This is a genomic window from Solibacillus palustris (genome assembly GCF_022549215.1).
GTDB classification, from domain to species: Bacteria; Bacillota; Bacilli; order Bacillales_A; family Planococcaceae; genus Solibacillus; species Solibacillus daqui.
On the sequence record NZ_JAKZFC010000001.1, the window covers coordinates 516,380 to 529,083 of the forward strand.

Annotated in this window: 16 protein-coding genes; 12 read left to right on the forward strand and 4 right to left on the reverse strand. The window is 37.3% G+C overall.

Annotation, left to right across the window (positions count from 1 at the left end):
* Positions 1-49 precede the first annotated feature (49 nt).
* On the forward strand, positions 50-1,420 hold the full coding sequence (gene mgtE / locus LZ480_RS02315) for a magnesium transporter (protein WP_241367734.1): 1,371 nt from the start codon (positions 50-52) through the stop codon (positions 1,418-1,420).
* A gap of 45 nt (positions 1,421-1,465) precedes the next feature.
* Entirely contained in the window at positions 1,466-1,792 is a 327-nt protein-coding gene (locus tag LZ480_RS02320) for a 4-diphosphocytidyl-2C-methyl-D-erythritol kinase (protein ID WP_408641582.1), read from the forward strand.
* Between the two features lie 151 nt (positions 1,793-1,943).
* On the opposite strand, the gene LZ480_RS02325 is transcribed toward LZ480_RS02320, so the two are convergent.
* Positions 1,944-2,465, reverse strand: coding sequence for a CotY/CotZ family spore coat protein (locus LZ480_RS02325; protein ID WP_241367736.1), 522 nt, complete (start codon positions 2,463-2,465; stop codon positions 1,944-1,946).
* Between the two features lie 160 nt (positions 2,466-2,625).
* Between LZ480_RS02325 and LZ480_RS02330 the strand changes: the two genes are divergently transcribed.
* The 6 genes from LZ480_RS02330 (at position 2,626) to LZ480_RS02355 (ending at position 5,309) form a co-directional block, all read left to right on the forward strand.
* On the forward strand, positions 2,626-3,027 hold the full coding sequence (locus LZ480_RS02330) for a YhcN/YlaJ family sporulation lipoprotein (protein WP_241367737.1): 402 nt from the start codon (positions 2,626-2,628) through the stop codon (positions 3,025-3,027).
* A gap of 1 nt (position 3,028) precedes the next feature.
* Positions 3,029-3,484: a stage V sporulation protein AC gene (gene spoVAC / locus LZ480_RS02335; protein ID WP_241367738.1), complete on the forward strand. Its 456-nt coding sequence runs from the start codon at positions 3,029-3,031 to the stop codon at positions 3,482-3,484.
* Positions 3,478-4,473 carry a stage V sporulation protein AD gene (locus LZ480_RS02340; RefSeq protein ID WP_241367739.1) on the forward strand — a complete coding sequence of 332 codons (996 nt, stop codon included), beginning with the start codon at positions 3,478-3,480 and terminating at the stop codon, positions 4,471-4,473. The genes spoVAC and LZ480_RS02340 overlap by 7 nt, the downstream gene beginning before the upstream one ends.
* A 5-nt stretch (positions 4,474-4,478) precedes the next feature.
* The gene (spoVAE, locus tag LZ480_RS02345; RefSeq protein WP_241367740.1) at positions 4,479-4,844 is read left to right on the forward strand and encodes a stage V sporulation protein AE; all 366 of its coding nucleotides are present in this window, start codon (positions 4,479-4,481) and stop codon (positions 4,842-4,844) included.
* A gap of 63 nt (positions 4,845-4,907) precedes the next feature.
* Positions 4,908-5,048, forward strand: coding sequence for a YjcZ family sporulation protein (locus tag LZ480_RS02350; protein WP_241367741.1), 141 nt, complete (start codon positions 4,908-4,910; stop codon positions 5,046-5,048).
* A gap of 12 nt (positions 5,049-5,060) precedes the next feature.
* On the forward strand, positions 5,061-5,309 hold the full coding sequence (locus tag LZ480_RS02355) for a stage VI sporulation protein F (RefSeq protein WP_241367743.1): 249 nt from the start codon (positions 5,061-5,063) through the stop codon (positions 5,307-5,309).
* Between the two features lie 55 nt (positions 5,310-5,364).
* On the opposite strand, the gene LZ480_RS02360 is transcribed toward LZ480_RS02355, so the two are convergent.
* The 3 genes from LZ480_RS02360 to LZ480_RS02370 all read right to left on the reverse strand — a co-directional run bounded on the left by LZ480_RS02360 (position 5,365) and on the right by LZ480_RS02370 (position 7,114).
* A complete protein-coding gene (locus LZ480_RS02360; RefSeq protein WP_241367745.1) occupies positions 5,365-5,793 on the reverse strand; it encodes a GNAT family N-acetyltransferase in 429 nt (142 codons plus the stop codon).
* 3 nt (positions 5,794-5,796) lie between these two features.
* Positions 5,797-6,312: a YjcG family protein gene (locus LZ480_RS02365; RefSeq protein ID WP_241367747.1), complete on the reverse strand. Its 516-nt coding sequence runs from the start codon at positions 6,310-6,312 to the stop codon at positions 5,797-5,799.
* Positions 6,313-6,394: 82 nt separating this feature from the next.
* Positions 6,395-7,114, reverse strand: coding sequence for an alpha/beta hydrolase (locus LZ480_RS02370; RefSeq protein ID WP_241367748.1), 720 nt, complete (start codon positions 7,112-7,114; stop codon positions 6,395-6,397).
* A gap of 119 nt (positions 7,115-7,233) precedes the next feature.
* Here LZ480_RS02370 and LZ480_RS02375 point away from each other — a divergent pair, with 119 nt between their 5' ends.
* The 4 genes from LZ480_RS02375 to LZ480_RS02390 all read left to right on the forward strand — a co-directional run bounded on the left by LZ480_RS02375 (position 7,234) and on the right by LZ480_RS02390 (position 12,702).
* On the forward strand, positions 7,234-7,815 hold the full coding sequence (locus LZ480_RS02375; RefSeq protein ID WP_241367749.1) for a phosphatidylglycerophosphatase A family protein: 582 nt from the start codon (positions 7,234-7,236) through the stop codon (positions 7,813-7,815).
* Positions 7,816-8,749: 934 nt separating this feature from the next.
* On the forward strand, positions 8,750-9,547 hold the full coding sequence (locus LZ480_RS02380) for a thermonuclease family protein (RefSeq protein ID WP_241367751.1): 798 nt from the start codon (positions 8,750-8,752) through the stop codon (positions 9,545-9,547).
* Between the two features lie 384 nt (positions 9,548-9,931).
* Complete coding sequence (locus LZ480_RS02385; protein ID WP_241367753.1) at positions 9,932-11,005, forward strand: Fe(3+) ABC transporter substrate-binding protein; 1,074 nt, start codon at positions 9,932-9,934, stop codon at positions 11,003-11,005.
* 71 nt (positions 11,006-11,076) lie between these two features.
* Positions 11,077-12,702 carry an ABC transporter permease gene (locus LZ480_RS02390; RefSeq protein WP_241367754.1) on the forward strand — a complete coding sequence of 542 codons (1,626 nt, stop codon included), beginning with the start codon at positions 11,077-11,079 and terminating at the stop codon, positions 12,700-12,702.
* The last annotated feature ends 2 nt before the right edge of the window (positions 12,703-12,704 follow it).

Sequence of the window (12,704 nt, forward strand, 5' to 3'; positions counted from 1 at the left end):
TTTTGTACTAAAATAGTGCGTCATTAGTAAATGGAAGGAGGGGACAAGCATGATAGAGGAAAAAGATAATGAGGTTCATTACGATGAATCATTATTGCGAATGCTACTGGAAGAAGAAAATATAGAAGCATTCCGTGAGCATTTTTTAGAGCTACACTCATATGATCAGGCACAGTTTTATGAAGAGGTGGGCCCTGACATACGACAGGTAATCTATCGATTCTTGTCTCCTAAAGAAATGGCGATGATTTTCCAATCCATTGAACTCGATGATGATGAATATGAAAATTATTTAAATGAAATGGATACATCGTATGGTGCGGCTATGCTTAGTTTTATGTATGCCGATGATGCAGTAGACATTTTAAATGAGTTAGATACGGAACAACGTGAAAATTATTTAGAAATGATGGACGACGAAACTGTCGAAGAAATTAATGAGCTTTTAGCGTATGAAGAATATACTGCCGGGGCCATTATGACGAAGGAATACGTATCGGTGCTAGAACGTGCAACCGTGCGTGAAGCGATGCGCGTATTGCGGCAAGAAGCGCAAACAGCCGAAACGATTTACTATATTTTCGTTGTCAATGATGCACATCAGTTGCTTGGAGTGTTATCGCTTCGTGAACTGATTGTAGCTGAAGGTGATCTGCTTATTCATGATATTATGAGTGATCGCATCGTTTCAGTAAAAGTAACGGATGATCAAGAAAATGTTGCAAATTTAATGAAGGATTACGACTTTTTAGCGATTCCGGTTATTAATGATGAACGTGAATTACTAGGGATTATTACAGTCGATGATATTATTGACGTTATTGATGAAGAAGCGGAAGATGACTACTCAAAATTAGCCGGGATTTCTGATATGGACGACAATGACGCAGGGCCGATTAAAGCGGCAGGAAAACGTCTTCCATGGCTTATTATTCTATTATTTTTAGGGATGATTACATCTGGGTTGATGGGGATTTTTGAGGCGACATTAGATAAAGTAGCTCTACTTGCGACATTTATTCCGCTTATTTCAGGGACATCAGGAAACAGTGGGACACAGGCGCTTGCCGTAGCAATTCGTGGTATTGCGACAGGCGATATTGGTGGGAAAGACAAATTCAGACTTGTACTGCGTGAATTGAGTACGGGTTTGATTATGGGGCTTGTCAGCGGTGCTCTTGTTGTAGGAATTATTTTTGTTTGGAAAGGGACATTTATGATTGGGCTTTTAGTCGGAGCAGCGATTTGTTGTTCGATTATAGTGGCAACATTAGCGGGTTCGTTTATTCCAATTTTAATGCACAAGCTAGGCGTCGACCCAGCTGTTGCATCGGGACCATTTATTACAACATTAAATGACGTAACGAGTATCGTTATTTACTTAGGTTTAGCATCGACATTTATCAGCCAAATTATGTAGCATCTCTTCAAATGTATGCATATTGTATGAAAAAGGATGTGTAACGTGGAAGGGCAACCGCTACTTTATATTACGAGTCCGAGCTTTATAGCAAATATAGAAACTATAGAAACTATACAGCAAGAGGAAAGTACATCGATTTTTGTGCCAACACAGGTATTAGAAACAAAAAATGCTTTACTAGAAAAACAATTAAATTTTTTCTCTAAACCAATGAGGGAACCACGCATGTTACTATTTATAATGAATGACGGTGAGCGTATTTATGCATCGATTCAAAAGTTACAAGGTGTAGATGTACTACTTAATTGTTTTCATAAAGAGCGATGGATAAATGCGAATAATATCGTCACGATACAGCACGCATTGTAAGGGGAGCCAGCTAGCATGGCTCCTTTTTTTAGTTGTTAGGAAAGTATAATTTTCCTATGGGGAACCACTGAAGTAAAGACATCACTTCGCACTATGTTGCGTTTTTCTTATGTATCCCATGCTAATAAGCTATAGCATGGGTTCGGCAGTTTTAATTACAAATTCCAAGGTCCACATCATCAATACATTGCACCGCACAGAAGCAATCAAGGTCAACCGTTACACAACTGTCTGATGCCTCAAATTGAGTTACACTACATACTTCTCGGAACGAAATAGCTGTACCCTCATTATTCAATAAATCTACTGTACAATCATTGTCATTTTTAGGGATTAATACACGTAATGTAGCGCAGCACCCGTCAAAAACATCTTCAACACGGAAATAAATTGATACACATGCTGAGTCATCGTGTGAAGTACTAAATGTTGCAAAGAATGGTGAACCATCCTTGTTAAGTAGTGTGAAGACACGTGTATCAACAGAATTTCTTGATGGACTAACGATGCCTCCAAGTGGCTCTAAGAAACAGTTCGTCGTACATGATGAACATTCGTCTTGCGCAGCAGCATTTTGAATTTCTAAAATTGCACGTACAACTTCACAAACACAGCCTTTTGATGATGCTATTGGTCGACTTGAAGAATTACTTTCTGATCTTCCACATCCCATAAATTCACCTCCTCTGAAATCTAAGCTCATACTACAATATGAATACCTAGATTGATGAGTCGGGCGAATGTAACACATAAATAAAGTTCCCAAACTAACTGAATAAAATCCAATTGAAATGGCTAGAATTGGAGCAACTTTTGATGCAAGGTGGGCTGTTATGAAAAAAACTTGGCTAAGTGCGCTCTTACTACTGCTTTTAGCAGGCTGCAATGAACGTGATCAAGTAGAAACGTATACAAATACAAATGATACGCAGCTACAAAATGAGGTCGCGCAACTGTTCAAGCAAGAGGATACAATTGAGCGAGTCAATATTTTATTGGTTGAAAATGAACTATTTGTTGCAATGCAGTTAAAGCCATTTAGTAAATGGAATAAGCAAAAAATTGAAAAGAAGTGGCAACAAAAAATTGAGCAGCAATTTGAACAACAAACAGTGCTTGTATCAACAGATTTCAAATTGTACTGGGAAACATCGAAATTATTAGAGGAAAAAAGCCAACAAAAGGTTCAACAAAAGCTGCAACATTTGAAAAAGCTATCTAAGGAGGAAACGTAACGTGAATGAGCAGCAATACAATACACTCAAAGAGCAGCTAACGCCACAAACTCCTGTTTTTGTTAATGTCTTAAAGGCATTTGGCGTTGGTGGGATCATTTGTTCAATAGGACAGGCCATATCATATTTTTATATGATTTTTTTTGACTTCACAGAAAAAACAGTAGGAAATCCAACTGTTGCGACAATGATTTTTATCGCTATGCTCTTAACCGGTTTGGGTTACTACCGAAAACTTGGGCAATTTGCCGGAGCAGGGAGTGCAGTGCCGGTAACAGGCTTTGGTAATGCTGTTATTTCAGCGGCGATTGAATATAGATCCGAAGGGTTCGTACTTGGTGTTGGTGGCAATATGTTTAAGTTAGCGGGTTCGGTTATATTATTTGGGGTCGTTTCAGCATTTTTTGTTGCGCTGATTAAGCTGATTCTTGTATCGGTAGGTGTTGCTTCATGGTAATTGTTTTTCAATCTAAACCGGCTTTACTTGCCTCAGCCGCCGTTGTTGGCCCATTAGAAAAGCGAAGTGTTTTTTCTACTTATTTTGATAAGGTGTTAACGGATGAACGTGTCGATAAAAAAACGAATGAAAAAGGTGGCGCGAGGCTTATATCAGAAGCTTGTCAGCTCATTTTAAAAAAATCGAACTTAAATAATTTAGATATCGATTATTTATTAGGGGGCGATTTAATAAATCAAATGACGCCGACCAATTTTGCTGCGCGTGAATTGGCCATCTCGTTTATCGGAATGTTTTCAGCTTGTGCAACGTCTGTTTCTTCTATTATCATAGCGGGTTTATTAACTGAACTTGGTGCAAGTGACTTTGCGATTGCAGGGGCATCCAGTCAGCATAACTCAGTTGAACGGCAGTTTCGTTATCCAGTTGATTATGGGGGGCAGAAGCCTGCAACAGCACAGTGGACCGTGACGGCAGCAGGTTTTGTATTAGTAGGGAAGCACCAGAAAAAAATGCCCGTTCTTGAAGCAGCAACAGTTGGAAAAGTGATTGATTATGGAGCAACTGACCCATTTCATATGGGGGGAGCAATGGCCCCGGCAGCGTTTGATACCATTCAAGCGCATTTGCAAAAGCGAGGGCAAACGATTCAAGACTATGATGTCATAATGACGGGCGATTTAGGGAAAATCGGCTTAAAAATATTAATAGCCATGTTTGCCCAAAGTGGTGTGAAAAAAGAAGATTTAGCAAGATTTCGTGATGCAGGTGCAGAATTTTATGGAGAAGATTCTGCATTTTTGGCAGGTGCTAGTGGTGCTGGCTGTTCAGCTGCTGTATATAGCAGCTATATGATTGAACAGTTTAAAACAGGGCGCTATCAAAAAGTATTGCTTGTTGCGACAGGTGCACTACTTTCTCCATTATCGTTTCAGCAAGGTGAAACGATTCCGTGTACAGCTCATGCAATTGAAGTCGGAATGGGGTGAAGCGTATGGGCTTTTCATTTTTAATGGCATTTGTTGTAGGTGGGCTCATTTGTGTTATTGGGCAATTATTAATCGATATTGGAAAATTAACTCCTGGTCATACTTTATCAATACTAGTTGTTTTGGGTGCTGTTTTAGACGGGTTTGGTCTGTATGAAGCGCTCATTGATTTTGCTGGTGCTGGTGCGACGATTCCGATCACATCTTTTGGTAACTCGCTGACTCATGGTGCGATGGCGGAAGCTGAAAAGCATGGTTGGATTGGTGTGTTGACTGGGATGTTTGAAGTGACGAGTTCTGGTATTAGTGCGGCAATATTATTTGGCTTTATCGCGGCGGTAATTTTTAAGTCAAAAGGCAAAGTCGACTAGACGTTTTACCCTCTTTCTTTTCGTAGTGTGCATACACTAAGAATTAGAAAGGGGGTATTTTGAATGTCTGGATATGGCGGCTGGCAACAAGGCTGTAATTACGAGTCTCCTGCATATGATAAATGTAACAATAGCAGTACATTCGTATTAATTGTTGTGCTCTTTATTTTGTTAATTATTGTAGGTACTGTATTTTATTATTAAAGGAGGCAAGAAATGATGGAACGCTTTTCAAAACAGGTGGAGCGTAAAACCGGCGTAAATTTTGATGAAATAATGGCGCTGGCTAATGCGTTGACACATGCGAATTTTTCAGATGAAAAGCAAGTGCGTAAAATTGTTAAAAAAGTAAGTCGCCTTGCTAATAAGCCAATTACCCAAGAGCTAGAGGATAAAATCGTGAAATCCATTTTACAGGACGGTAAATCATTAGACTTTACAAAAATTGAGAAAATGATGAAGTAATTTATGCATACTAAAACCCCCGTCAAGTACATGTTTGGCGGGGGTTTCTTGTACGTTACATTTCTTTTTCCATTGCGCGATGTGGAATGTCAGCGTCCATGAATTCTGGCGAAGTAACAACATAGCCTAGCTTTTCATAAAATGGCACGGCATAGCTCTGCGCATTAAGTTTTAGTTTTTGAAAATCAATGCTCGAAGCATATTGCTCTACTGTTTCCATAATTAAAACGCCAAGACGCTTACCGCGGTAAGAGCTTAGAACACAAACACGTTCTACTTTGCCGATTTTTGGTTCGATTTCACGTAAACGTGCTGTCGCAATAGTATCATTACCATCATTAACGATGAAATGAATAGCTGTCGCGTCGTGTTCATCCAGTTCTAATGTAAGAGGTACGCCTTGTTCTTTTACGAATACCTCTTTACGTAACGCAAAGGCACGTTCGCGGTCTTCGTCAATTGTTACTAATTTTACATCAAACACGTGTTATTCAGCTCCAGTCAATTTGTATGTTTCGTAGGTTGTCCAGGAGCCATCTTCAAGTTGGTACAGTAAATGAATGCGGTCGATTACGTCTGTTTCATCTACGCCAACCATACGCAATTGACCGAAAATGTCATCGTGCTCTGAAGCATTCAATTTTTGGGCAATTGTAATGTGTGGTGCAAATACATGCTTAGGTGCACCTAGGTTGATATTTTCTTTTAATGACGTATGCACGCTTTCTAATTGCGGTGTAGGCTCTACGCGGAAAAAAATCGCATTCGTCGTAGGATAAAAAGAGCTAATTCGGGAAGCATGAATTTGTAATGGTGCAAATCGGGCTGAAATTTCTTCTAAACTTTTGGAAATTTCACCAATTTGAGATTCATCTGCATCGAACGCATCCTTTAATGTAATATGTGGCGTAATTAATGCGTAGTGTGGGTCATAGCGTTTTCTATAAGTGTTTGCTAAATCTTGTATTTTTTTGGATGGAAAAGCAACAATACCGTATTTCAAATTCATTACCCCCTAAAAAATTAATCAGACTTTATCTGATTATAACAGAAAATTATGTTAATAAACATTTCCTACTCTGCTATTATCCGAAAATTTTGGTTAGTGCACGTTTTAAATCTGGCTTCCAATATGTCCAAGTATGATTACCGTCGAATTCTTCGTAAAACGTATCAACACCAAGCGTTAAAAACAATTGGTGTAGCTCTCGATTTGGTGTTAAAAAGTCTTTAACCGATTTGTCCTTTAAAATAACCTCATTTTCACGTAGGCCGATAATATGGTAAACCGAAAGAATGTCTAAGTTTTTTGCATTTCGAACGGCATTAAGGACATGTTCGTCTACAAAAGGTGATTGTAAAATTGCTTTTCCGAAAATATTGGGATAATGTATCGCCGTCATAAGTGAAATGGTTGCTGCCATAGAGTCACCAATAAGTGCGCGGCTACCACCCATATGAGATGTAGAAAACTCTGCATCTAAATATGGGACTAATTCGTGAGCTAAAAAGCGCATATACGCTTCGAATTGATCACCAGTCGGCATGTACTTACGTTTACGGTCTTGATAGTCTTTGTATGGTACACCAACGATGATCATATTTTCGACAATATAGTCGTCAATCAATTGATCGGCAAGGCGCGGGATTCCACCTAGCTGGAAGTAATCTTTACCATCCGATGCGATTAAAATGTTATATTCATATAGTGGGGAATAGTTAGCTGGAATATAGATTAATAATTCTATTTCCTCATTTAATGCATTACTAAAAAAAGCAATATTTTCTACCGTGCCCTTATCCAAAGCAGTCACTCCTGTCTTACGTTTGTCCCCAAAATTGTATCATAAAGAAAAATAAAGTTGTAATATAGAGAGAGCTAGGTAAGAGTACGCTAAAATTATTTTGAAGTGAGGAAGTATTTATGCATAATAAAAGAGTACGTGTTCATTCGGATGAAGTGACAAAAGCAACACATGATGCATTATTACGCCGTCATGTGACAATTGAAGATATTGCAGATATCGTTTATACAATGCAATCGCCTTATAATGAAGGACTAACAATCGAGCACTGTGTTCAATCTGTTGAGCGAGTATTAAATAAGCGCGAAGTTCAGCATGCCGTTTTAGTCGGAATTGAATTAGATGAGTTAGCAGAGAAAAAGTTATTATCCCCAACATTACAAAAAATTATAGAGTCTGATGAAGGCTTATTTGGGGTAGATGAAACGTTAGCGTTAGGTTCGGTATTTACTTACGGAAGTATTGCGGTAACAACATTTGGTCATTTAGATAAACAAAAAATCGGCATTATTGAAAAGCTTGATACAAAAGCGGGCGAATCAGTTAATACGTTCTTAGATGACTTAGTTGGTAGTATTGCAGCATGTGCGGCTTCACGATTAGCGCACCGTATGCGTGATTTAGAGGAAGAGGGCGAAACATTTGCAGCAATTCCTCCACAAGAGCTAGGACCGAAGCCAAAATCGAACAAAGAGATTTAAAACTAACAATAAGCAAATTTATTAACAAAAATGGATAAAGAGCAGTGTTACTTATTTTCGGCGGGCTACGGCATGACAGCATTATGGCCACGTGGTACGTGTCCATACTACTGTCTTTAATGCCGCATGCAAGGCCCGCCAAACAAAAATGTTACTTTATCCTATATTGTTAAGAGAGCAAAATGCTGCCGCTTGCGCTAACGCGAGGCGGAGGTGATAAATAAAATATTACGCTGTTTACAATATTGTATCTTTGATTAAAAATTAGCTTCGGCAATAAAAGTAGCTAATTTTATTGTGTCAAAATAAAACCATCGTTAGACTAACTTTTACTTTATCTCAATAACAGTGCTTGATTGAACAAACTTTTTTGAAATCTCTGTAATAAAAAACGATTTATAACTTATAGTAGAGTGCCGCGAAGTGAAGGGGGCGACTCCTAGGGGATATAGCGTGCGCGGAAAATCCACTTTATGTGCCGCCGTAAGAGGCACATAAAGTTAGTTGGAGCCACGCCCCCAGGAAAGCGTCCCCCGTAACGTAGCAGAACGATTTTAATAAATAAATGCACTTGGTTTCAAATTTTGTATTGAAAGAAACTTGTTATGAGTTAAAATAAATTTTACGCAAATTGAGATCTTCGGTTCTAGCAACTGAAGATTTTTTTGAGTGTGATTTAACGAATAAATCAAATTCATTGTACTATTTGGCAAATTTAATGATAATAGAAATTAAGCAATGAAGAAGTTAGAAAAGAGGTACTAACATTGAGTGACAAAGATATTAAAACATTAATTACGAGCGGAACAATTATTCTAGCATTTGTGTTGTATTTAATATTTAAATAAGAGTAAAAATCAAAATCTTCAGTTGATAAAAGAACTGGGGATTTTTATGTTTTCGAAAAAAACAAGTAAGAAGGTAGGATATACGTTTGAAAAAGTTTTATTTTACATTAATATTTTTGACATTGCTATTAACTGCATGCACAGAAGAAACTGGCACAAATAATATTGAAACACAAGATATCCAAGGAATTGTAACATCAACAATAGAAACAGCGGACAAGTATGATGTAAGTGAATTTGAGGAATTCGAATTACAAGAGGTAATTGATGGTGATACTATCAGAATAAAATATAATGGTAGTTCTGAAAAGGTTCGTTTTCTCCTTGTAGACACGCCAGAAACAAATCATGAAACATTGGGAGAGCAGCCATTTGGACCAGAGGCGAAAGCGTTTACTATGGAACTTTTAGCAGGTCAGGATACAGTTTATTTAGAGTTTGATGTATCGTATCGTGATAAATATAAACGCTTACTTGCTTACATATACACGAAGGATGGCATAAGTGTGCAAGAACAACTATTGAAGAATGGGTTAGCACGTGTAGCATATATTTATAATCCGAATACAAAGCATGTAAATTGGTTCAATTCCATTCAAAAAACTGCTCAAAAATCAGCAACAGGTATTTGGTCAGTTGAAAACTATGTAACAAAGCGTGGCTACGACAAAGATACTTATTATGCTGTTACAAAAGAAAATAATGATGCCCCTAGTACAACAACTGATGATAATAGTTGTGCGATTAAAGGCAATATTAATTCAAAAGGTAATAAAATCTACCATATGCCTGGTCAACGAGATTATGAAAATGCAATAGCAGAAGAAATGTTCTGTACTGAAGTAGAAGCTGAAGCGGCTGGGTTTATTCCAGCTAAGCAATAGATTTATATTTTATTTATATTAAAATATTCAAACGAACAAGGGCGCATGTTCTTGTTCGTTTTTTTTTATAAAAGATTAGAATTAATATAATGAGAAATGGAGAACTCAATAATTTTGGGAATTGTTTAAAAATAACCAATATTTGATAGTTTGGATTACATAACATTAGGTTTGTTAGATTTTTCACCATACTAAAATAAATAGGAGGTAGAAGTAATCAACTCTCGGCTACCTCTTAGCATACTTATTTCGATTGTGAACAAAATAGAGGGAGGAATGCCGAAATTGTAAAAAAAAATTAATATATTGACTTTCCTTCTCATAGCCTTATAATTGCTTATGATAATCATTTTCAATAATTTATTTGTATAGGAGAAATATATCGTGAAAAAATTATTTGTATTTGTAGTATTAAGTGCTCTATTTTTATTAGCAGCATGTAGTGATAGTAGTTCTACAACTCAAAAGAATTCAGAAGGAAAAAAGAATAGCTCTCAGGAAGAGTCAAAGGAAGTAAATTTATATACAAGCCGTCATTACGATGTTGATGATACATTATATAAAGAATTTGAAAAAGAAACTGGTATTAAAGTAAATGTCATTAAAGGTGAACCAGATGAACTACTAGAGCGTATTAAGCGTGAAGGTAATGCATCAAAGGCAGATTTATTTTTAACGTCTGATGCAGCCCGCCTATTCCGTGCCAAAGAAGACGGACTTTTACAAACTGTTTCGAGTGACACATTAGATAAGCAAGTGCCGAAAAATTTCCAAGATACAGATCAAATGTGGTACGGTTTAACAAAGCGAGCTCGTGTTATCGTTTACAATAAAGACAAGGTAAAACCAGAAGAACTTTCAACTTACGAAGCTTTAACAGAAGCACAATGGAAGAACCGTGTACTTGTTCGTAGTTCTGAAAATGTCTACAACCAATCATTACTTGCTTCATTTATCGAAATTAATGGCGAAGAAAAGGCGAAAGAGTGGGCAAGTGGTCTTGTAACAAATTTCGCTCGTAATCCAGAGGGTGGGGATCGAGACCAAGCAAAAGCGATTGCTGCTGGTATTGGTGACGTTGCCATTATGAACACATATTATTACGGACAAATGTTAAACTCTACTGACCCTGAAGAAGTGAAGGTCGCAGAGAGTTTAGGTGTATTTTTCCCTAACCAAGACACAACGGGAACACACGTAAATATTAGTGGTGCTGGTGTAATTAAAACTTCAAAAAATAAAGATAATGCAATAAAATTATTAGAATATTTAACTGCTCCTGAAGCACAGACTGTTTTTGCAGAGACAAACTATGAATACCCAGTAAATCCAGAAGCAACATCCTCAGAGCTACTTAAGTCATGGGGCAAATTCAAAGAGCAAGATATTCCACTTTCTTCTTTAGGGGATAACAACTCAAAAGCTGTTATGATCTTCAATGAGGTAGGCTGGAAATAACAAGTAAGATTAAACCCTTGTTGCGTGTTGCAGCAAGGGCTTTCTTGCTATATATCGAGGTGACAATTAATATGCGTAAGTTCTTTAGCAAAATGAATATCTGGTCATTTTCGGCAATAGGTATCATCTTATTTCTTGTTGGTCCCAATATTACAATTATAGAGGGGCTCTTTACGCCTGAAAATGAAAATTGGGCACATATTAAAGAATATATTTTAGCTGACTTTATACGTGCATCATTTATTCTAGTATTTTTCACAGGTATTTTAACGATTATATTAGGTACAAGTCTTGCGTGGCTCATCGCTCAGTATGATTTTCCTTTGCGTAGCTTTTATAAATGGGCACTTATTTTACCCTTGTCTATTCCACCATTTATAGCAGCCTATACGTATCACGGCATATTGAATTATACAGGTGTTGTTCAAACAACATTACGAAACAAGCTACATGTCGAAGTTAATGCCGCTTACTTCGATATTATGAACATGCCAGGTGCAATTTTTATTTATACGATGTTTTTGTTTCCTTACGTTTATACAATTGTGCGTGTATTTTTATCACAGCAGTCTGCAACTTTAATCGAAAGTGCAAGGATGCTTGGAAAAGGACCCTTCAAAATTTTCTTACAAGTAGTAGTCCCGATATCCCGAGCGGCAATTGTTGGTGGGGTGAGCTTAGTTATTTTAGAGGTATTAAATGACTATGGGGTAGTAAAATATTTCGGTATCCAAACATTTAGTACGGCTATTTTCCAAACTTGGTTTGGGTTAGGTGATATTGATACCTCATTAAAGCTAGCTGCCTCACTTATGGGATTTGTTATTTTGATCTTAATTATCGAGAAGGTGCTACGTGGGCGAAAGCAGTTTGGCTATGCTACTACTAAAATCAGACCGTTAAAACTTGTGAATTTACGCGGTGGTAAGGCAGTATTCGCAACACTATATTGTACAATTATTTTCAGTCTGAGCTTTTTAATCCCAGTTATTCAGCTAATAGATTGGTTTATTTTAACATTTGGTCATATCCCATTCCAAGACTTTTATATTTATGTGAAAAATTCGATCATTGTTGCAGGGGTTAGTGCAACCATTATTATTATATTTGCACTAATTATCGGTAACTTTAATCGGCTGTTCCAAGGGCGTATTACAAAAGTATTGACTCGACTATCTGTTTTAGGCTATTCAATTCCTGGGGCTGTTATAGCGGTAGCTGTTGTCACTGCCTTTATTCAACTAGACGAGTGGCTGTCACCTCTTTATATAAAGTTAGGACTCGATTCCACACTTGTACTTAGTGTCAGCATTGTGATGCTGATTGCTGCCTATATAGTACGTTTCTTTGCAATTGGCTTTAACTCTATTGAGGCTGGCTACGAGAAAATTGGTACGAATTTCCGAGATGCTTCAAGGCTTTTAGGGGCGGGCATTACAAAAACCTTTTTTAAGGTAGATGTTCCAATGATGAAAGGTGCGATTATAAGCGGCTTCATTTTGGTGTTTATAGATATTATGAAGGAAATTCCATTAACACTCATTTTACGACCATTTAATTTTGATACTCTTGCTACTAAGGCCTTTCAATATGCAAGTGATGAAAAAATCATGGAAGCCTCCCAAGCATCGTTATTCATTATTGTGATTAGTGCCATTGCAATTTTTATTTTTAATAAGCTACTGGAAAAGGAGTAAAG

What these genes read in the sequence shown, in the direction of transcription:
- LZ480_RS02355 (WP_241367743.1), top strand. Translation starts at nt 5,061, where the DNA reads ATGATGGAACGCTTTTCAAAACAGGTGGAGCGTAAAACCGGCGTAAAT.
- mgtE (WP_241367734.1), top strand. Translation starts at nt 50, where the DNA reads ATGATAGAGGAAAAAGATAATGAGGTTCATTACGATGAATCATTATTG.
- LZ480_RS02350 (WP_241367741.1), top strand. Translation starts at nt 4,908, where the DNA reads ATGTCTGGATATGGCGGCTGGCAACAAGGCTGTAATTACGAGTCTCCT.
- LZ480_RS02375 (WP_241367749.1), top strand. Translation starts at nt 7,234, where the DNA reads ATGCATAATAAAAGAGTACGTGTTCATTCGGATGAAGTGACAAAAGCA.
- LZ480_RS02390 (WP_241367754.1), top strand. Translation starts at nt 11,077, where the DNA reads ATGCGTAAGTTCTTTAGCAAAATGAATATCTGGTCATTTTCGGCAATA.
- LZ480_RS02340 (WP_241367739.1), top strand. Translation starts at nt 3,478, where the DNA reads ATGGTAATTGTTTTTCAATCTAAACCGGCTTTACTTGCCTCAGCCGCC.
- LZ480_RS02325 (WP_241367736.1), bottom strand. Translation starts at nt 2,465, where the DNA reads ATGGGATGTGGAAGATCAGAAAGTAATTCTTCAAGTCGACCAATAGCA.
- spoVAE (WP_241367740.1), top strand. Translation starts at nt 4,479, where the DNA reads ATGGGCTTTTCATTTTTAATGGCATTTGTTGTAGGTGGGCTCATTTGT.
- LZ480_RS02330 (WP_241367737.1), top strand. Translation starts at nt 2,626, where the DNA reads ATGAAAAAAACTTGGCTAAGTGCGCTCTTACTACTGCTTTTAGCAGGC.